The following is a 19,044-nucleotide window of genomic DNA, read 5'->3' as shown; positions in this document are numbered from 1 at the left end:
AAGATGCGTACGGGGCCGGAATCACCTGGTGGGAGACCGTAGCGGACGGCAACTGTTCTGGCAGGTCACCTCGTTGTTCATCCTGCCTTCGCTGCGGCAGCGGGCCCTGCACGGCCTGGCAGGGACCTCGCCCCCTCGTGAGCCTGGGCCGCACCGTGAGCACCTGTCGCGGCTGTTTCCGCTGGTCCCTGACCGTACTGGTGGCCATGGCCGGTCTTCCGACGGGCGGCGGCATCGCCCATGTGATCACCTGGACGGGCGTGGCAGCCGCCACCATGACGGTGCTCTGGCTGGCGTTCGCGCTGCGGATCATCCGCCTCGCTCCCACCTGCCCGGCACCAGACGGTGGTCCGGGGCCCAGCGGCGCCGGGTCCGAGAACCCCGCCGCCAGATGCCCCATCGGCCCGGCGGAGCGATCGCACCGCCACTTCCGGAGGACGAGCCTGACGGCGCAGCCGCCCTCGCCTGAGCGGGCCCGCCCGGTCGGTCAGTTGGCCCTCAGCAGCGGGCCGAAGGTTGTCCTTCCGATCTCCTCGGCGCGGTCCCGATCGACGATTCGCCCGTCCACGTCCGGATGCTGCTCGATCCACGCGAGGACGGTGACCTTCTCGCCGGTAACCGGATCGACGGAAGAGGTCACTGTGTACGCCTCTGGATGGGCCGCAGAAAGCCGGGCAAGCCACGCCGCGCCCGCCTCCCGCGCCAGTACGCGCTGCGGGACCTTGACCCACCGGGCTTCGGCTACGACGTATGGCTGCAAGCAAGCAAGGACGTTGACGCCGCGTCCATCAACGATCCGCGCCTGGAGGCCGGTTCTCTGGATCTGCTGCGCCGGGTCCATGAACTTGCCGGTGTCTACCAGGGGCAGGTTCCCGAGGCCGCCGTGTACTTGGACTACCTGCTGGACGGCGGCAGCCTGCCGATCGCCCGCGGCCAGCAGGTAGAACTCGTGCCCGTGGAGGCCATGGCGCAGGCCCAGAATGCGCCCGGCACACAAACGATGCGCGAGTCGATCCACGGTCTCCATGCGGCCGGCGCGTTCGTGGTGTTCGCGCACGAGCAGGACGGCGGTGAAGCGTATTTCGTACGTATGGGCCGCCCTCCGCAATCCCCCGGTGATCCGTGGCAGTTTGTGGGGGAGGAGGACGAGGCTACTGCCAGCACCTGTATCCCGGATGCGATCTGGCGGGAGTTGCCTTTGGATGTTGCGGCGACGGTGGCGTACATGCGTGCCTGTCGCTCGCAGCTCGGCGTCCCCGACCCCGAGGAGTACGGCACGCACGAGGGCGTGAACGGCACCAAACATGCAAGGGAGTTGTTCGCGGCAGCGCTGGCCTCTGGGTTCGTCGACCAGAAGGGCTGCGAGGCCTGCCCGTCCGGGCACTTGTGCACGCGGGCAGGGGAGACCGGAGCTGCTCTTGACGGGCGACGTCGAGCCCCGGGAGCAGCCGTCGTCGCCCGCAGGGTGGTTCAGCCTGTTGGGCGGGATGAGGATTTCGTTCCCAGCTCCTGGCGGGCGTCGATGTGGAGGTCATGGACCTGCTGCCGAATAGAGGCGCCCCGGGCGTCGGCGAGCGGGTGGAAGCCGTCGCCGACGAGGCTGCCCACCTGGCGGACACGGCCACTGGGTGGGGGTCGTGGAGCCGTGACGCGGTCGACGACGCCCTGGAGGCGATCGAGACCATTGCCCAGGCGCTCGCGGTGGTTCACCGCGACGCTGTCGGCGTCCTCGTTGCCGCCGCCCGGCTGCGCGAGCGCCTCGCCCTGCCGCATGCGGACGTTCCCGTGGGAGTGCCCAGTCCGGGCGCCGGCGCGGGAACGACCGCTCCCCACCAGGGCCAACGGCGGCGGCGGGTCTTGGCCGGAGGGCAGGGCGTTTGCTCTGGCGGCGCTCGTCTGCGCGCGTAGGTCTGCGGAGTGCAGGGCCGCCCCGGCAGTTGGGCGGATGGTCCGGGTCCGGGCGGGTCCCCACGGTCCACGTTGCCGTGTTGTACGGCGGGCGAGGCCAGGAGAGTGGGTGACGGGCTCCAGCGGTGACGTCAGGCGGTGCGGGCGCGTCCAGAGCGTCTTATCGGCGCGCCCGCACCGGTGGGGCAGCCCTACAGTCGGCGCGAAGGCGGTTGGCGTCCCATCTGTGTTGGGGCTGTCCCAGGTGCTGGGAATCCTCGGCGGCGGCGTCCAGCACGGACTCCGGCGGGGCGTCGCCGGCCGGATGTACTTCAAGGCAGCCCGCGCGACTGACCAGCGCTCGGAGTGCGGGATAAGTACGTTCGGCGATGGCGATATCCCGCGCGTCGAACTCGCCGTAGAAGTATGACACGCCGCCAATCAGCGCGGTCTTCCACGCACCGGTCGGCCAGCGTGACAGGAGAGCCTCGGCCGTCATTGGCTGTCCCGCCGCCGGCAGCTTTGCCGGGAAGCAGCACTCGGCCAAGCCCGGCTGATTCATATCCTCGCGTTAGTGGCTCTCTGCGACGGCTACGCGACTCGACTGCAAGGATGTCCGCCCCCGTGCCGGGCTGTCGAGGGTGTGTGCGAGGGCGAGGAGGGAGTCGTCCGACACCACCCGCAGGCTGTACTCCGCGAGCAGTGCGGCCATCTGCTGTGGCCTCCACAGCGAGCGCCACGGCTCGCCCGACGTGACGGAACTGCCGAGCACGCGTGTCAGCAGCCGCCCTGCGTTCGCCTTCACCGACGGCGCCTGATAATTGACGACGAGTGCACTGCCCGGGACCGTCCGGGCGGCGAGCGCGGCCACCGTGGCGCGCACCTCGTCGCGCGTGAGGTACGGGACGACGCCTTCCCACAGCCATGTCGTCGGCGCGGATGGGTTGTGCCCGGCGGCGTCCAACGCCGCACCCAGATCATCGACGGCGAAATCGACCGGCGTGAACCGTACGGAACGGGCGATGTCAGGCAGCTCGGCGGCGGGGCGATTGCCCTCATCCGGTCCTTGGACCACTTGCGCGGCCTCGGCGAGGCGTGCGCGCTTGTCCTGCTGGGAGGCCGGATGGTCGACCTCCCACACATCTGTCTGCGCGAGCTCGGGCAGACGCCACGCGCGCGTGTCCAGACCGGCACCGAGGATCACGAGCTGGCCGGTCGCGCGGGCGCGCAGGGCCTCGTCGATCGCGACCGTCCGTGGCACGACCACCTCGGCGCACGCCCGCACACTCTCGTACGCGGTGCGCGCCTGCCAGCCCTTCGGCGGAGTGCTCGCGCGCACCTCGTCCACGGGCGTACGCTCCGCGACGCGCAGCAGCCGTCCCGCCACCGGATCCGCGAACCGGCCTGTAGCGGCCCTCCCGTCCGCGGCCGCTCGCCCCTGGCAGACCAGTACCGCCGTCCGGCTCGCCGCACGCCCACTCTCATTCATGGAGCCATATTCAACACCACCCTCTGTCCTGCACCACCTTCACCGAGAAGCGGACATCACCTCACGCACCGACCTCTCAGGGGCGTCAAGCGGCTGCTGACCGCGATGGCCCGCGCTATGGGCATCGGCCCGGACAACGTGTAGGTCGGGAACTGTCCCAGCGAGGGACTTCCCGTTCTCGCCGGCCGCTGTCAGCGGTGGCGGCTACGGTTCGCGCGTGAACGTGGGAACTGAAGAGACCCGCCTCGTGGTCGTGCGCGGAAACTCGGCGTCGGGCAAGTCGTCGGTGGCGGCCGGAATCCGGGACCGCTTCGGGCGGGGACTGGCCCTGGTAGGCCAAGACAACCTCCGAAGGATCGTGCTGCGCGAACGCGACCGGCCGGGCGCGGCCAACATCGGGCTGATCGGGATGACGGCCCGCTACGCGCTCGATGCTGGATTCCATACGGTCGTTGAGGGGATCCTGTACGCCGACCGGTACGGCGAGATGCTCCAGGGCCTGATCCGGGACCACCGCGGGATCACGCGTTGCTACTACCTCGACATTCCGTACGAGGAGACGCTGGTCCGGCACGCCACGAAGCCCGATCTTGAGTACCTGGCGCAGGTCACGGACGCGCACTTGCGGGACTGGTACCGCGAGCGGGACCTGCTGCCCGGCGGCATCGAGACCGTCATTGGCGCCGCCAGCAGGCAGGAGGAGACCGTGGCACGCATTCTGCGGGAGACCGGGCTGGACCGTCTCGCGCCCGTCGACCGCTGACCCCCCCCAACGGGCCTTCCACGAGGCGCGATCAGAGCCGCGACGCTCGTTGTGTGTCCTTGTGCCGAGCCGGTGATCCAGGGACCTGTTGGTCCGCTGTCCTGTGAAACTCGACCTGCCGCGCAGCATTTGCATGGCCCGGCTGCGCAGGCCGGATTCCTCCGCGATACAGCGGACAAGGAGCCAGCTGAGTACGGGCTGCTGCAGCAGCCCGTGGGCCGCAGCCACGCTGAATGCGGAACACAGTTCAGCGCCTTCTCGCAGGAGGTCGCTGCCTTTGGTGGAGTTGGCCTCGATCCGCGAGGCCGCCGGGACATGCGCTTGCAGCGAGCGCGACAGGGGCTGGATCTACACGGCCCCCTTCTATACGGTCCACGAGGTCAACGGATGTTTCTGCCCGTGGTGTATCGCAGATGGAAGTGCGGCCGAACGGTTCGCGGGCGAGTTTGCCGACTCCATCGGGCTGGACTGTGCCAGCGAAGACGTCTTGCATGAGGTCACCCGCCGCACCCCTGGCTTCCACGCCTGGCAGGATCCCCACTGGCTCGTCCACTGCCAGACCGCGGCCGCCTTCGTGGGTGAAGCCGGGTACGCCGAGCTGGCCGTGCGTCCTGATGCTCTCGCCCAGCTGCGGGCCGACATGCGCCTCGACGGCTGGCGGGACGAAGCCCAGCTCGAGCAGTTCCTGACCCACCTGGGGGAGTCTGCTACTGCCATGCTCTTCCGCTGCACCGTCTGCCGGGCCCATCTCGCCTACGTCGACGCGTCGTAGGAGCCGCTACGTCGTCAGTCTGCGGTAGCCGATGAGGGCGCAGGCGATGCTCGCGAAGGCGAGGAAGCGGTCGGCTTTGCGTTCGTAGCGGCGGTGCAGTCGTCGGCAGCCGGTGAGCAGGCCATGGTGCATTCGACGGTCCAGCGGTGACGGCGCTCGGAGGACTCGATGTAGCCGGAACTGGTCTGGAGCCTGAGGTGGCCCAACAGCGCCGCACCAATTCGGACCAGGGTTCAAGCAAGGGAATTGCGGAGGGCGGCAGCACGGGACAGCCCGCGTGCGTATGAACCCGCAGATGATCACACCGCTGGAGGAGATCGAGATCGACCTCCTCGCCCGCCGTGCCCGCGCCGAGGCCGAAGGCTGGCTCGGCGAGATCGAAGGCATCGAGCTGACGCTCACGCTGCTTCGGCAAAAGCACGCCGAAGCAGTGCGCTTGGCTGGGGTGCCCCGAACGGTCGACCTGGGCATCCCGAGCCCACGGCGCGCGGTACGCAGGAGAGACGATCAGGCTGACGACTGAACCAATGCTGACCGCCGGTCTGCCCGAGGTCAAAGGCCTTTCAAGGCACGTTCGAGTGACGACCGTCCTGCCGGCCCCCACTCCCTCTTGCCGCCGGGCAGGCCGAGGTCGCCGTTCTGACCCATCAGCATCAAGAACAGGCTCTTCATCACGGCCAGCCCGCGCGCCCGTCGGACTGTCGCCTCATCCGCCTGTGCGTAGCTGTCGAAGAACCGTGAGGCGCCGCCCACGGGGAGCAGTAGCCAGGCGGCCGCGAGGTCCCATGCCGGGTCGCCGGCGAAGAGGGCGCCGAAGTCGACGACGCCCGCCAGCGTGCCGTCCGTGACGACGACGTTGGCGGGGTGCAGGTCGCCGTGCACCCACACGCGCGGGCCCTCCCATTCGGGAGCTGCGACCGCGTCGTCCCACACGGCCCGGATGTCGTCCTCGGCGAAGCGGCCGAGGTCCACGGCCTGCAGGAAATGCTCGAAGCCGTCCGTGCATTCCTTGGGGTGAGCGCCGAAGTCCGAGGCGTCCGGGGCGTCGGTAGGCGCCGCCACATGCAGCGCCTTGAGGAAGGCCGCCAGCGTGTCGGCCGCATGGTCGCCGCGAGTGATCGAGCCGTGGTCCAGCGGCGTGCCCTCGACCCATGTCATGACGGTCCACACCTTGGGGAACCGCTCGGACGGTGCGCCGGCCCGCACCGGAGTCGGAATCGCAAGTGGCAGGCGCGGGGCCAGCACCGGCAGCCAGCGGCGCTCCTTGAGCTGGGGCTCGGGGGAGGTGTCCATCCGTTGCATCCGGACGGCCAAATCGTCCCCCAGCCGCCACATCTGGTTGCCCCAGCCGCCCGCCACCTCGCGAATGGGCAGCTCGGCCAGGTCCGGATGCTGCTCCCGCAGCAGGGCGCGGACCAGGTCTCCGCTGATCTCAATCTCGGATTCGATCACGGAGAGTCACAGTACTCGAGGAAGGTGAATCCGACCCCGCCCTTGGGGAGATCCGGTTTCCCGGCACGGACTCCCACTTCCTCGCGGTACCGGGTGGTCCCAGGCGTGCACCGACTCAAGGGCGGCGGCGCCCTCCAACTCCATTGCCGACGAGCCCGGCTTACCCGGCCCGCTCGCCACCTGACCCGACCAGCACAACGACCGCGGACCGGCCGAGGACGTTCCACAGAACTCACTGCTGACCCGCCCTGTTCGAAACAGCAATCGGCGCTTGAACCCAAAGTGTTGGTGCAGTGAAGGCAGAAGGTGAGGCACTCGGACAGGTGGACGCGGATGTGGTCGGGTAGGTGGGGCCGGCGGCTCGGCCGCACCGGGTGGCGGTGCCGCTGCCTGATGGGAGCGGGGTTCTGTCGCAGGCGTTGAGGGCTCCCGTCGCGGCGGAGGTGGCTCGCCATGTTGCGAAGGCCGGACTGGGCCGCAGGGTCCGCACGTCTGGCGGCGAGTCGTACGTGACGACGTCGCATGGTCGGGTCTGGTGGTTGAGGTGCTGGCAGGTACAACTCGTCATGTCGTGGTGTGTGAACGATCACGTTATTCCCCAGGGGTAAGTTCACGTAATTCCCCACCCCGTGGACGCGCGTCGCGGGGGGTGCCATGATCACGCTGGTGTGCGGCGTGGGTCCGGCGCCCAGGAGTGAGACCGTGGAGCTTTTCGTCGCTATACCTCTTGTGCTGCTGGCCTTGCTCTTTGCCGTTCTTGGTGTGGCAGCGGTGACCCGTGGCTGGGTGCTTCCCATGAACCGGCGCCGAGTCCGTAACCCCCGTCTCTATGGCTGGGGACAGTTGGTGGTTGCCTTCGCGCTGTGCTGGCAGGCCATCTTCCTGGTCATCAGCGACCCCGGCACCCGGGCATGGGGCACCCTGATCGGCAGCGTGGTACTGGTGGTCGGCCTCGGCGTGATGTTGGTGGGCCAGCTCGCGGGGAACCGTCAGGGCTACGGCGCGTCTTGAGATGCGCTGTCGATAGGGCTTCGAGGCGACGCCGTGGAAAGGGAATCAAGAGCAATGAGAACCGTCACTCTGGGCAGCCAGGGCCTCACCGTGTCCTGACCGCCGACAAGGTGGAGGACATCGAGTTCTTCTACCCCTACTACCGCTTCGCCGAAGAAGGGTACGACGTTGCTGTCCTGACGCCCGGCGGCACCATCCTGACCGCCTTCCGCGGGACGCAATTGCAGGAGACCCGCCTGCTGGCCACTGCCAACGTCGATGCCTACGACCTCCTGTTCATCCCCGGCGGCCTCGCCCCCACCGCACTACGCGAGGACCCGCAGGCCGTCTCCTTCGTCCAGCAGTTCGCGAAGACCGGCAGGCCCATCGCCGCCCTCTGCAACGGCCCTCAACTCCTCATCGCCGCCGGCCTCGCCGATGGACGCAACATGACTTCGTGGAAGGAAGTCGCCCCCGAAGCCCGTGCGGCGGGTGCGGGTTGGCCGGGCGTGTGCGGGGTGCCGGGCAGTTCGGCGGCTGCGCACCAAAGGATGATCGGCGCGGCTCGGCTTGGCCGGCTGCCGGGATGGCCGTACGTCTCCACCCGAAGTAGGGCCCATGCCGTCATGTCCCGCCGGCGGTGACCGTTGCGATGCTTGTGCGTGCCTGTGGGAGAGGGCGGGCCGAGGGAGAAGTCCCCCAGGACCACACTCCAGTGGTAGTGCCCTTCGACCGCGATCAAGTCGCGGAAGGCCGCGGCGTAGTCGTGTGGCTGCGACCGCAGGTGCCCCAGCAGCTCACGGAACTCCGCGATCGCTTCGGCACAGCCAGCCAGCAGATCGTCGCAGCCGTGGCCTCCTGCCGCGCACCGGACGATCGCCTCGGCCAGCCCACGAGCCCTCGCGCTCTCCGACCCTTGACGCATCAGACGCATCAGACGCATCAGACGCATCAGACGCATCAGACGCATCAGACGCGGCAGTGCGGCAAGGCTGGCGGGGCACACCAAGTCGGTCTCGAGGATCAGCCGGTAACCCAGCTCATCCCACGCCTCGGCTTCGTCGTCGCGCTCGGCCTGCGTCAGGAGCCCGGGGACGCGATCGATGTCCCCGTAGCAGTCGTAGATCTGTGCCCAGTTCAGCACCTGAGCATTCCAGCCGCCCTGAGCTACCGGGGACGACTGCGCATCCATGAACGCCATTGCGCGATCCATCGGAAAGGCCCTAGTGGTCGTAGGCGGTCAGTGTGAGCATGACGGGCCGGCCGCGCATGAACCTGGCTCTACCCTCATCAGGCTCCCTTGGAATCGGTCATCTAGGCTGGCGCGGTGGCTGATGAGGAGGAGCAGGTGAAGCCGTCGGGGGTGTGGGCCACGGCGGTGGGGGTGGCCAGGGTGCGGGCGCTGGAGAGCGAGCGGGAGAACGCGCTGTTCCGTGACCCACTGGCACAGGCCTTCGCCACCGCCGGCGGCCGGGGGCTCTCCTCGCCGCCGCTGCCCGGTGACGAGGCCGCGCGACGCCGCCGGCTGGGCGTGGCGTTCTCCATCGTCATCAGGACGAGGTTCCTCGACGACCTGTTGCAGGAGGCCTGCGCGTCCGGGGTCCGGCAGGTCGTGCTGCTCGGCGCGGGCATGGACAGCCGGGCCTTTCGGATGGACTGGCCCGAGGGCACCCGGCTGTTCGAGGTCGACACCGCCGCGCCGCTGGATTTCAAGGCGTCGGTGCTGCGCCAGGAGCGGGCCGTCGCACGCTGCGAGCGGATCACCGTCGAGGTGGATCTGCGTGAGGACTGGCCAGGCGCGCTGGCCGCCGCAGGGCACGACCCGGCGGTGCCGACCGTGTGGATCGCCGAAGGACTGCTGATCTATCTGCCCGAGGACGCGGTGGAGCTGCTGCTGGCCCGGATCAGCGCGCGGTCGGCGGCAGGCAGTCGGATGGGACTGACGTTGGGCTCGCGCGGCGTGATCGAGCGCTTCGGCGTGGACGCCGTGCCGGGATCGCCGGCGTCCATGTGGGTCTCGGAGATGCCCGACGACCCGGTGGGCTGGCTAGCCGGGCACGGCTGGGAGGCCGGCAGCCACACCCTGCGTGAGCGTGCTGCCGCCTACGGCCGCCCGATCAGCACCCCGCCGCAGCGCGAGGAGCGGCCCGGCGGACTGATCTCGGCGGTCCGCCGGTAGAGCGCTGTCGTCGTTCAGTGGCCTGTGGAGTCGTTGTGTCCCTGACCTGGTGTTGTTCACGTTGGTTGAGTGGGGCGGTAGGTTGTTGGCTCAATGAATCTGCGCACAATGCGTGGCGTGTCAGCCATTTGACCTGCAGAGTTCTGAACTCGGGTCCTGACTGACCAGGTTGTTCGGGCGGTGCGCAGTTTCGTTGGTCCTCGGTAAGTGGCAGGGCTGCGGCTGGCGATGGGGCTCATGGAGAGTCCCTGATTTCGCGCCTCGGGATTCCCAGATGAGCAGTTGTCAATTCCTGTATTTCCTGCGGATGGTTGAACCGAGGTGGTGGGCTGGTGCGTTGAATCTCCTGGGATCCCGTGCTGTTCGGCCCGTAGTTTTCCGCCGGCTGTCAGGGCTCCACGCCGCGTGCTGTAAGCAACTCGACTACTGCGTGGTGGGGGTCGGCGGCGTCGGTGATCAGTCCGCTGATGTCTTCCCGGGCAGGACGCGGAACCGTGATGCTGTGCCGATCTTCTCGGACGAGGCGAGGACGACGGTGGGGCTGTGGAGGAGTGCGCGGGCGCTGTGGTGGTGAGAGCGAGACTCACTGCGGCGCCGGTCAGAGCCGTGGCGCGCAGGAGGGTTCTTCTGGACGGATGCACGGACCGGGCTTCTTGCTTGGTTGGAACCGAGTGTGGCAGGTGCGGGTGTGGGGTTTCAGTCGACGTCCCCGTATGTGGTGCCGACTTTCTGGCTGTCGACTCGGTTGATGATCTGGTCGGTTGTGTTGTCGCGGTCGTACACACCCCACTTGGGCTCGTTGGCGCTGTCCCACGTCCGCCCGACGTAGTGTTGTGCACCGTTGTTGAACGTCTGCTTGACGCCGTCGAACCACAGCTCCACCCAGCCGCCCGTCGTCGAGTCCGACGTGTGGATCCCCACCGCGAAGCGGTGCCAGTCGAGGACGGCGACGGGCGCGGACCAGATCTCGTGCCGCACCTCGCCCGGGGCCACGTAGTAGACGTGGATCGCCCCGTTCTTGAACGTCATCAGCAGCGGATAGTTCTGGTCCGCCTCGGGATACGACTTCCACTGGAAGACGACGAAGTCACCACTGTTCGGCAGAGTGACGGTGTCGACCTTGCTCTCCCAGCCCAGGTAGTACGTCGCGTTGTTCTGGAACACGTACTTGCACCCGTCGGCTTTGATGCCACGCGACTCGCACCGCCACTCCGTCGTGCCCTTGGTGTAGCGGAACACCGTTCCGTGACCGTCGGTCTGCGCGGCCGTGACGAGGCTGCCGGGCGCGTTGCACTCTACGGTCGGGAACACGCCGGTGTCCTGCGTGGCATCTCCGTCCCAGATCGCCGCCGCGCTCGCGGGGGAGGCGACGACACAGCACCACGCGAGCGCGACTGCGGGCAGGGCCATGAAGTGTCTGCGCATCATGTTGCCTTCCTTGAGGGGAGGAGGGCGCGGCGACCCTCGGTGTGTGAGGGCGGTTGGGCCGCACCGTGCGTCCGAGAGCAGCCGAGCGCGGCGTAACCGGAGGTGCGCTCACGGGCCTGGACGGCGTGTTCGCCGGGTGCCCAGGCCGCTGATGGCGCGGCGGCGGTCCCGGAGGCCCCGGATTGCGGAATCAGGCTGCCTGCAAGCACACCGGCAGCCCGCACGCATGGCGGCCCGGAGCCGCCGGGTGATTCGTTCGAGTGTCATAGCGTTCCTCGGAAGCAGGAACTGACTACGGCGCAGATCGCTCATTCGTGGGATGTATCAGTCGCAGCGGCGGTCACTCCAGCGTGACGGGCAGCTCAATGAGCCAGCAACGTATGGATTGATCGGATCACCGTCAGGGGCTGACGCAGAATCAAACGTAACTGCCAACGCAGCCGTTGCCCTTGCGAGTTCGTTCCCTGCGCTCGGAAGAAGAGCACCTGAGGTCAAGAGCATCGCCCCCACGTCACTGCGGCATGAGCACTCCGAACTGTCGGGGCACATCGGCCGCGCCGCTTCTCCTCGCCCCCCACACCCACTGCCAGCGCTGTGCCCAGCTCAGCCCAACAGCGCGCGGCTCACTCAACCGAGGGCAGGGCCATCCGACTTCCCTTCGCTCGCTAGGTCGAACACCGAGGATCGTCGTTGACGCCTGGGTCTGATCGGGGCTCGCCGCGCTCTTGAGGTCTGGCGAGTCCTGGTTGATCGCCCGCGTGAGCGCGTGAGCGAGGACGCTTGCAGGGCGTGCTCGGGGCGGTACGAGTCGGGCGAGGCTTGGCGCTCGAGGTGGCGCCATCCGGGTGTGATGCGGCTGTGTCGGGCCGCGACCGCCGGACTGATTGATCATGCTGAGCGCAGAGCAGAACCATGCCCAGTGAAGGGGTGCTCAGCATGCCGATCGACTCGGGCGCCAGTCATCCGGACCGCGACGCTCAGTTCACGCACATCAACGCCGCCGCCGCGGCCTTCCTCGGAGAGAACCAGCCGGTGATCAGCGCGGACAGCAAGGCCATCGAATGGCTCGGCAACCGCGATCGGCCCGGAGCGCATCTGGCGGCCGGGCAAGACCCCCATCCGTGTGGACTGCCACCCATTCATCACCCGTGACCAGCCCGTGGTCATCACCTACTGGATTTACGACGTCGCTCGCAACACCGGCTGGGTCAGCGTCGGGACCGACCACGACACGGGTGCATTCGCGGTGGAATCCGTCCGCCGCTGGTGGCAGCGCCCGGCGCAGATCCTGAGGGATTTCCTTCGAGGTGCGCGCATCGGGGGCGTCGAGTAGGCGTGAGGGGGCACCGGCCACCGGCAGGACGACGGGGACCGGTACCTGCTTGAGGCGCTCGACCAAGGCGCGCCAAGCCTTCATCTGGGCGGACGTTCCCTGCTGCGGGCTGTGAGTGAGGACCTCGACCAAGGCGACCGGCGTGCCGCCCTCACCGACGACGGTCCAGTCCGGTGTCAGTTTCCCCCACAGCAGCTCGAACTCCACGGTGAAGCCCTTGCGTCGCAGCGCTGCGCCGGCCTCGGCCTCGTGCGCGGGATCTCACCACGACTGCGACCGGCGCGGTCGTCATCGGCGTTGTGTGGTGGATGCGGCGGCGGTGTTGAGCAGGGCACCGACAGTCAGGGCTGCCCTGCCCCGAAATGTGCGGTGGCGAGCACCGTGCCGTCGGGGGAGGTCAGGCGGGCGCCGGAGAGCGTGGTCGGGTTCACGGAGGCCGGGGCTCCCCAGTAGCCGTAGCCGTTGTGCAGGGTGAAGGTACCGACGCGTACGGTGCTGCCGTCCTTGTGTACCAGCACGCAGGAGACCTTCCCGCCGTACATGTTGCCGGCGTCCGCGAGGTCAACGGACATGTAGACCCAGGTCGGCGGCCCGCGATGGAGGTAGATCTCGCCGACAGGCTCCTGGCCGTGTCCTGCCGTGGTCAGCTGCGCATGCTGCATTCCGGCGCCGATCTCGGCGGGACGGGAAGGAGCGGCCGCCTCATTCGAAAGGACCGTGCCGACGGCCCAGCCGCCGAACCCGAAGGCCAGCGCGAGCGCGGCCGCGGCGGCTGCGAGCCGCACTCGGGCACGGCTGCGGAACCCTTTGCGAGGGAGGAGTCCCCGGCCGTGCAGGCGGCTGCGGTCGTCGTGTGTCGCCGCCTGGTGCAGCCGCCGCGTCACCCGGGTTTCGAACCCGGCCGGCGGCTCGCTGCCCGGAAGCAGACCGAGCAGACCGTCGCCGACGAGGGTCAGCTGCTCGACGTACTCCCGGCAGTCCGCGCAGCGGTCCAGATGCTCCATTGCCCCGGCCCGCTGACGGCCCGGGAGGACGCCCAGAGCCAGCTCGGCGCCGATCTCCCGCAGCTGTTCGCAGGTCACGTCATTACCCATGGTCGCCTCGCTTCGGAGACACGAGCGTGGACCGCAGCTTTCCCATGGCGGACCTGATCCGTGTCTTGGCTGTGCCCAGCGGGATCTGCTCCACATCGGCGATCTGCTGGCCCGTCATCCCGTAGATGCCCGCCATCACCAGAGCCCGGCCCTGTTCGCGTGGCAGCTGCGCCAGGGCGGTACGCAGGGCCGCCGATGCTTCGTCGGCCAGGGCCAGCTGCTCAGGCGTAGCGGTGTCGGTCACGACGTCGAGGAGCGTGTCGAGGTCTTCAGGGGCCACGGGCACCGGTCGGCGCGCTCGGGCGACGTCGATAGCGAGGTTGTGCGCGATGGCCGTCAGCCATGTCGTCACCGATCCGCGGCGGGAGTCGTAGATCTGCGCGTGCCGCCACGCCCGCTCGAACGTCTGCTGGGAGACGTCCTCGGCGAGTTGTGGATCGCCGAGGACTGCGATGGCGACGCCGAAGACGGTGTGCTGGAACCGCCGCACGAAGGTGGCGGCGAGCTCGGGGTCGCCCGTTGCCAGCCCGGACAGCAGAGCCTCGTCCGGGAGGCGGCCGACCGGGAACCGGAACCTCTGCATACCTTGATATACGGTCCGCCCCGGCCGGCGGATTGCCAGACGGCCACGGAAAATCACCCTCACATTCTCTCCCGATCCCGCCGCCGCATCCACGGGCCGAGGCGGTCCCTCCCCCTGGTGGCGCCGGGGGACCATCACCTTCGGTTCCTGCGGCGCTGTCATCTGCCCACGGGCACCTTCCTTCGGAACGGGGCGAAGGGGGCGTGCGCCGACCGAGTGCCGTACCAGGCGAAGAAGGCGACCAGATACATGCCTTCAGCGGTGATCGACAAAACTCCGTACGGGGGGTCCCAGCCCTGTTCGTGGTAACCGGGCAGCCCGGTGGTGCGCGAGAGGGCGAAGCCAAGGATCATGCCACCGCTGACCAGGGCGCCGGCCCACCATGCCGTTACGGAGTTCCGTAGCGCCAGGGCGCCGGCAGTGACGAGCAGCGCCACGCCGCCGGCAATGAACAGGATTCCTATGTACAACGTCTCCGCAAGGTGCTCGGGGGCGATGACGAGGTGGACCACGGCGCTGAGTAGCGCGCAGCAGACGGCAACCCCTGCCGGCGTTGCGGCGGCGGAACGGGAAGACATCAGACCTCCTGACCAGGCACCGCCGACGGCAGACCAACGCCGCGCAGGTGCCTGCGGGTGGGACTCCGATGGGGCCGTGCACGCCGACGGGAACTGTTGGGCTGGGGCCGCTGGGCGTCCGCCAGGGCCGACGAGCCAGCCTCATGTGGGGTATACGCGACGGGCTGGCAAACGGTTCATGATCGGTCATGAAGCCGGGCCGACTTCACTTCTGCTTCGAATGAATCATGAACTTATTTCGTGGCAGCAGCGTATATCCATAGACACATCCATTACGGGCTACAGTCCAAGTCCCCTGCGCGGTGGGGCGAGTGGCCGAACGATCCGCACAAGGCCGCGGATGGGACGAAAACCCCCTCGGTAGCGAGACGGCTGAGGTGGGCGCGCGGCTACTTCGTCTCATATTCCGCCACAGCTATTCCTCTGCAGCGAAGTTCAACTAAGGAGGGCCGCAACCATGAGCGCCCCCATCCTTCGTCGTGGTGCCGCCGTCGTGGTGGCGAGCGCCATCGCCAGTACCGCGGGTGTTGCCCTGGCCGGTCCGGCCGCCGCCACCCCGGACCCCAAGGGGCACCGGGTGATCGTGGTCGTCGAGCGGAGTCACGAGTTCTGCCGCTTCGGCCACCGGACGGTCGTCATCATCGTGAAGAAGGACCACGGCCGACTCATCGTCATCCGCAAGATCGTGCGGTGTGACGTCCGCCGGCACCACGACTTCTTCCGGCACCACTTCGTCAAGCACGTCGAATTCCGCCGAGCCCACCGGTTCAACGTCGACAACAACCGCGTCCACGTCTTCCTGCCGAAGACACCGCTGCGCGTCACCATCACGGCGCCACGCGGCACCACACCGACCACGCCGCAGGTGTCGGTACGGACCGGGCCGACACAGGTCTCCGTGCACACGGTCCCCGCACAACCCAACCCGGGCGGCTCCGCCGGCATGGGGGCAGGCAACACCATCAGTGCCGGCACAGGTGGCATCAACGTCGGATCCGGCGCGAGCGATATCAGCTTCGGTTCCGGTGGCAGCACCGCCCGCGGATAGCCGGGGATGGCTACCTCCGAGGACAACGCTGGACGCCGCATGGCGGGCGAACCCGCCCCGCGGCGGGCGGAATTCCGCGACGACAACCCGCCCGCCCGCCCGGCCGCAGCACGTCCTCGCCGACGACGTCCGGTGCAGCCTCTGCGCGCTCTCGATGCCGAACCAGGCGAACGCGCAGCCGTCATCGAACGCAAGGCGGCGTTGCTGGAACGTATCGCCGTCGAGGACCGGCGCCCGGAGTGCGCACAACAGGCTGACGAAGCCCGCGCTCATGCGGCAGTCCTACGTCAGGGAGCCCAGGAGTAGCGGACCACAGTTGCTACTCGCAGGGAGAAACGACGAACGGCCCCTCGGCTGAGGGGCCGTTCTTGCGCGGGTCAGGCGCGAGGAGCGGGCAGTGCCGGGGTGGGGCCGGTGATCAGAGAGTCCCGTCCGGCGGCGAGTTCGGGTACGCACTTGTAGATCGTGGTCCGGGACACTCCCAAGAGCTTCGTGATCGAGGCGAAGGCAACCGGCTGCTGACCCAGGCCCTCAGTGGACGTTAAGTCCGGTCTTCCTCGGTTCGTGATTGCTCGGTCCTGGGACTGATCGCCGTGCAGGTCGTCTGCTGGGCCTGTCCAGGTTGAGATGCGGGTATGGAGCGAGGGCCGTACCCGAGCGACTCAGCAAACGAGCAGTGGGCGTTGATCGAGCCGATGATCACGGCCTGGAAGCAGGACCGGGTGGCGCGGTGAGCGACCGGAGATCCGGGATCCTGCGACCTGAGGGAAGTCGTCAACGCGATCCTCTATCAGAACCGGACGGGCTGTCAGTGGCGATATCTGCCCCACGACTTGCCGACCTGGTCGGCGGTGTTCTACTTCTTCGGCCTGGGGCGCGAGGGCGGGTTAGACCAGCGGATCCAGGAACCGAAGACACTGTCAGTTACGGGAGAGGGCCCGGCGATTAGAGGACCCGTCTCGCGTGATCACCGGCACCCAGTCCACCCGCGCGGCCGCGGGTGTCCCGAAGACCACGACGGGACTGGACGGCAACAAGAAGACTCGGGGCGCAAGCGAGCACTGGCCGTCGACGTTCTGGGGCTGATCATCGGCGTCGTGGTGCTGGCCGCATCCGCCCACGACAACGCCGCCGGCGCCGCCGTGCTCGACCATGCGGCGACGCGGTGCGGGACGCGCCTGGAGAAGGCCCTGGTGGACCAGGGATTCAAGGATCAAGTCATCATCCACGGCGCGTTGTTGGACATCGACGTCGAGGTCGTCCGCCGCAACCCCCAAGACCAGGGCCCGGGCTTCGTCCCGCAGCCGAAGAGGTGGATCGTGGAGCAGGTCAACGGCACGCTGATGCTGCACCGCCGCCCTGGCCCGCGAGACCACCGACCTGAGACTTTCGCCCCACGCGTCTACTTTGCCTCCATCGCGAACATGGCCCGCCGCCTCACCACATCCGCCCCCACCTGGCGTGACATCCTCAAGCTGGCCGCGTGAACGTCACCGAGCTCCTGGCCAACCTCCAGGCCCAGCACGTCGAGACCACGGACCGGGCCGGTGAACTACGCGGCCAGATCGAGCACTTGACCGCGATCCTGGCCGGGACCGAAGCGCGACTCGCGGACCTGGCGCCACCACCCGGAAGGGCATCACCGAACTCGCACCGGCCGAAGAAGACTCCGAACCGGCAGAGTCGACCACCGCCTACCAGGCCATCGTGTACGCCTTCAGCCAGCGCCCCGGCCAGACATCCCGAGCCCGTGAGCTGCACGAAATCCTCGGCATGCCCGCCGACGAGGCGACCGTCAACGTCACCCGCAGCCGCCTCGGCTGCCTCGTCCGCCAGGGCTTCCTCACTCAACCCGGACGAGACCGCTACCGGAAAGGGACTAACATCCGCTTAGCGGGCTGGAACTGAGAGCGGCGACGGCCGCCACTCTCGCCTGATCAATCCGAATACCCACGAGTCGGATACCTCGCCGTTCACGACGCAGTCCTCCCGCAACGTCCCTTCACGCACGAATCCGATCTTCTCCAGGACCCGGGCAGATGCCAGGTTGCGCGTATCGGTCTCGGCCTGAACCCGATTCAGGTCCAGTGTGTCGAATGCCCATTGCAGCACGGCGTGCGCGGTCTCCGTCGCGTAGCCGTGGCCCCACATCGCATCGTCGAGGCAGTAGCCCAACGATGCGCTGCGGTAGTCCGGGTTCCATTCGGTCACACCGCACCAGCCGACGAAGGCACCGTCAGAGGCACGGTCGATGGCCACCCGTGCCCCGGTGCCTTCGTCCGCCATCTTCCGGCACATCGCGATGAAGCGATGGGCGCGGGCCCGCTCGTTCCACGGCGGGGAATCCCAGTAGCGCATCACGTGGCTGCTGTTGTGCAGCGCGAAGAGGGGGTCTGCGTCGGTGTCGGTGAAGGGGCGCAGTCGCAGGCGAGCGGTGTGCAGTATGGGGGTGGCCAAAGTCATGCGCACCATCTTGCGTCCTCATGAGGCGGGCAGACACCGAATATCCGACTTCGATCCGGTTCTCACGGCCAAGGCACCGCCTACCAGCCGATCGTGCACGCCTTCGACCAGCTCACCGGCCGGGCATTCATGATCCACGAACGGCACGACTACATGGCCTGCCCGCCGGCGACCCGGACAGAGCGGCTACCGCTCACCGAGTTGACTCACCTCAGCATCCGGCAATACCAGCGGCCGAACGGCCAGGTCATCGCTCTGCTTGCGGTGGCGCCCTCCGAGGGCGATCGCGAGCGCGGATCCCGAGGTCCGCGGGGCTCTTCCATGTCGTCGCCCAGGTCGTCCGCCGGCAGACCCGCGACGGGAAGCCCTTGTGCTGGAGACGTACGGGCGGCCGCTGTCTGGGCTGCCCACGGCCGCATCGCCCTACCCGCAGGCGGCGACGGTCGTGTCGTTCCTTGTCGCAGGGCTGATGGCGCCCTCGGTCGAGCGGTCGGCCGAGCGCGCACGAGGCAAGGCGTGAAGCCAGTCCACGCCGAGCATGGCAAGGCCGGCGCCTGCGGCCGAGGCCGCGCAGGGCGATGCCCGCCACAGCAGCACTTTGATCCTGCGGTGCCGCGGTTGGCGTATGGGGGCGTCCGTCGACGCCCCGGTCATCGAGTGCGCGGGCTGGGAAGAGGCGTGGGCGGTCTCCTTCGTCGGGGCATGCGGAATCGGGGCATGGCAGTTGGAGGGCAAGGACACCGCGCGGTCGGGCAGACTCCCGGACGGCGGCATACGCCCGCCGGCAAGGGCGGGCGACAAGGAGGCCCCGGTCGCCGGCATGGCGAACGAGGCCGTGCAGAGCCTGGGGAGATTGATGGTGCTCTCTCAGAGGGCATTCAGCGAAGCGGACGCAGCAGCGATCCGATGCTGCTCGACGCCTGCGAGGCTTGCCCCAACTCGGGGGCAAGCAACAGGGGTTGGGTCATCGGCACCAGTCGGGGAC

17 protein-coding genes and 4 pseudogenes are annotated in these 19,044 nt (G+C 68.4%); 10 read left to right on the top strand and 11 right to left on the bottom strand.

Annotated elements, in window-relative coordinates; translation table 11 throughout:
- Nucleotides 1–487: 487 nt before the first annotated feature.
- The 3 genes from ACWIGU_RS38890 to ACWIGU_RS38880 all read right to left on the bottom strand — a co-directional run bounded on the left by ACWIGU_RS38890 (nucleotide 488) and on the right by ACWIGU_RS38880 (nucleotide 3,376).
- A complete protein-coding gene (locus tag ACWIGU_RS38890) occupies nucleotides 488–1,057 on the bottom strand; it encodes a hypothetical protein (protein WP_454406483.1) in 570 nt (189 codons plus the stop codon).
- A gap of 413 nt (nucleotides 1,058–1,470) precedes the next feature.
- Nucleotides 1,471–1,773, bottom strand: a complete 303-nt coding sequence (locus ACWIGU_RS38885) for a hypothetical protein (RefSeq protein ID WP_454406481.1) — start codon at nucleotides 1,771–1,773, stop codon at nucleotides 1,471–1,473.
- Between the two features lie 685 nt (nucleotides 1,774–2,458).
- Nucleotides 2,459–3,376 carry a class I SAM-dependent methyltransferase gene (locus tag ACWIGU_RS38880; RefSeq protein ID WP_454406479.1) on the bottom strand — a complete coding sequence of 306 codons (918 nt, stop codon included), beginning with the start codon at nucleotides 3,374–3,376 and terminating at the stop codon, nucleotides 2,459–2,461.
- Between the two features lie 223 nt (nucleotides 3,377–3,599).
- Between ACWIGU_RS38880 and ACWIGU_RS38875 the strand changes: the two genes are divergently transcribed.
- Nucleotides 3,600–4,139 carry an AAA family ATPase gene (locus ACWIGU_RS38875; RefSeq protein ID WP_454406545.1) on the top strand — a complete coding sequence of 180 codons (540 nt, stop codon included), beginning with the start codon at nucleotides 3,600–3,602 and terminating at the stop codon, nucleotides 4,137–4,139.
- Between the two features lie 133 nt (nucleotides 4,140–4,272).
- A complete protein-coding gene (locus ACWIGU_RS38870) occupies nucleotides 4,273–4,911 on the top strand; it encodes a CbrC family protein (RefSeq protein WP_454406544.1) in 639 nt (212 codons plus the stop codon).
- Nucleotides 4,912–4,917: 6 nt separating this feature from the next.
- Here ACWIGU_RS38870 and ACWIGU_RS38865 read toward each other — a convergent pair.
- Nucleotides 4,918–5,063: pseudogene (locus ACWIGU_RS38865) on the bottom strand (transposase); the annotation flags it as partial.
- Nucleotides 5,064–5,206: 143 nt separating this feature from the next.
- Between ACWIGU_RS38865 and ACWIGU_RS38860 the strand changes: the two are divergent.
- Entirely contained in the window at nucleotides 5,207–5,434 is a 228-nt protein-coding gene (locus ACWIGU_RS38860) for a recombinase (protein WP_454406477.1), read from the top strand.
- A 29-nt stretch (nucleotides 5,435–5,463) separates the two neighbouring features.
- Here ACWIGU_RS38860 and ACWIGU_RS38855 read toward each other — a convergent pair whose 3' ends face one another.
- Complete coding sequence (locus ACWIGU_RS38855; RefSeq protein WP_454406475.1) at nucleotides 5,464–6,363, bottom strand: aminoglycoside phosphotransferase family protein; 900 nt, start codon at nucleotides 6,361–6,363, stop codon at nucleotides 5,464–5,466.
- Between the two features lie 702 nt (nucleotides 6,364–7,065).
- Here ACWIGU_RS38855 and ACWIGU_RS38850 point away from each other — a divergent pair.
- The 3 genes from ACWIGU_RS38850 to ACWIGU_RS38840 all read left to right on the top strand — a co-directional run bounded on the left by ACWIGU_RS38850 (nucleotide 7,066) and on the right by ACWIGU_RS38840 (nucleotide 9,532).
- On the top strand, nucleotides 7,066–7,374 hold the full coding sequence (locus tag ACWIGU_RS38850; protein WP_454406543.1) for a hypothetical protein: 309 nt from the start codon (nucleotides 7,066–7,068) through the stop codon (nucleotides 7,372–7,374).
- Nucleotides 7,275–7,997, top strand: coding sequence for a DJ-1/PfpI family protein (locus ACWIGU_RS38845; RefSeq protein WP_454406473.1), 723 nt, complete (start codon nucleotides 7,275–7,277; stop codon nucleotides 7,995–7,997). Before ACWIGU_RS38850 ends, ACWIGU_RS38845 begins: the two co-directional genes overlap by 100 nt.
- A gap of 719 nt (nucleotides 7,998–8,716) precedes the next feature.
- Nucleotides 8,717–9,532, top strand: coding sequence for a class I SAM-dependent methyltransferase (locus ACWIGU_RS38840; RefSeq protein WP_454406542.1), 816 nt, complete (start codon nucleotides 8,717–8,719; stop codon nucleotides 9,530–9,532).
- 388 nt (nucleotides 9,533–9,920) lie between these two features.
- On the opposite strand, the pseudogene ACWIGU_RS38835 reads toward ACWIGU_RS38840, so the two are convergent.
- Both ACWIGU_RS38835 and ACWIGU_RS38830 read right to left on the bottom strand, forming a co-directional pair.
- Nucleotides 9,921–10,069, bottom strand: a pseudogene (locus tag ACWIGU_RS38835) (DeoR family transcriptional regulator); the annotation flags it as partial.
- 159 nt (nucleotides 10,070–10,228) lie between these two features.
- On the bottom strand, nucleotides 10,229–10,960 hold the full coding sequence (locus ACWIGU_RS38830; RefSeq protein ID WP_454406471.1) for a heparin lyase I family protein: 732 nt from the start codon (nucleotides 10,958–10,960) through the stop codon (nucleotides 10,229–10,231).
- A 951-nt stretch (nucleotides 10,961–11,911) separates the two neighbouring features.
- Between ACWIGU_RS38830 and ACWIGU_RS38825 the strand changes: the two are divergent.
- Nucleotides 11,912–12,233, top strand: a pseudogene (locus tag ACWIGU_RS38825) (ISAzo13-like element transposase-related protein); the annotation flags it as partial.
- A 401-nt stretch (nucleotides 12,234–12,634) separates the two neighbouring features.
- On the opposite strand, the gene ACWIGU_RS38820 reads toward ACWIGU_RS38825, so the two are convergent.
- From ACWIGU_RS38820 to ACWIGU_RS38810, 3 genes are all read right to left on the bottom strand, one after another.
- Nucleotides 12,635–13,387 (bottom strand): zf-HC2 domain-containing protein, encoded by a 753-nt coding sequence (locus tag ACWIGU_RS38820; protein WP_454406469.1) that lies wholly within the window; start codon nucleotides 13,385–13,387, stop codon nucleotides 12,635–12,637.
- Nucleotides 13,380–13,970, bottom strand: coding sequence for an RNA polymerase sigma factor (locus ACWIGU_RS38815; RefSeq protein ID WP_454406467.1), 591 nt, complete (start codon nucleotides 13,968–13,970; stop codon nucleotides 13,380–13,382). Before ACWIGU_RS38815 ends, ACWIGU_RS38820 begins: the two co-directional genes overlap by 8 nt.
- 158 nt (nucleotides 13,971–14,128) lie before the next feature.
- Nucleotides 14,129–14,548: a hypothetical protein gene (locus tag ACWIGU_RS38810; RefSeq protein WP_454406465.1), complete on the bottom strand. Its 420-nt coding sequence runs from the start codon at nucleotides 14,546–14,548 to the stop codon at nucleotides 14,129–14,131.
- 457 nt (nucleotides 14,549–15,005) lie between these two features.
- Here ACWIGU_RS38810 and ACWIGU_RS38805 point away from each other — a divergent pair, with 457 nt between their 5' ends.
- The 3 genes and pseudogenes from ACWIGU_RS38805 (at nucleotide 15,006) to ACWIGU_RS38795 (ending at nucleotide 17,504) form a co-directional block, all read left to right on the top strand.
- The gene (locus ACWIGU_RS38805; protein WP_454406463.1) at nucleotides 15,006–15,596 is read left to right on the top strand and encodes a hypothetical protein; all 591 of its coding nucleotides are present in this window, start codon (nucleotides 15,006–15,008) and stop codon (nucleotides 15,594–15,596) included.
- Nucleotides 15,597–16,231: 635 nt separating this feature from the next.
- Nucleotides 16,232–17,083: pseudogene (locus ACWIGU_RS38800) on the top strand (IS5 family transposase).
- A gap of 220 nt (nucleotides 17,084–17,303) precedes the next feature.
- Nucleotides 17,304–17,504, top strand: a complete 201-nt coding sequence (locus ACWIGU_RS38795) for a hypothetical protein (RefSeq protein WP_454406461.1) — start codon at nucleotides 17,304–17,306, stop codon at nucleotides 17,502–17,504.
- Here ACWIGU_RS38795 and ACWIGU_RS38790 read toward each other — a convergent pair.
- Nucleotides 17,487–18,059: a GNAT family N-acetyltransferase gene (locus ACWIGU_RS38790; protein ID WP_454406459.1), complete on the bottom strand. Its 573-nt coding sequence runs from the start codon at nucleotides 18,057–18,059 to the stop codon at nucleotides 17,487–17,489. The two genes, ACWIGU_RS38795 and ACWIGU_RS38790, sit on opposite strands and share 18 nt — an antisense overlap.
- Nucleotides 18,060–19,044 lie beyond the last annotated feature (985 nt).

It is taken from the genome of Streptomyces sp. NPDC055400 (assembly GCF_053644375.1).
This window is presented reverse-complemented; position numbering and strand designations above follow the sequence as displayed.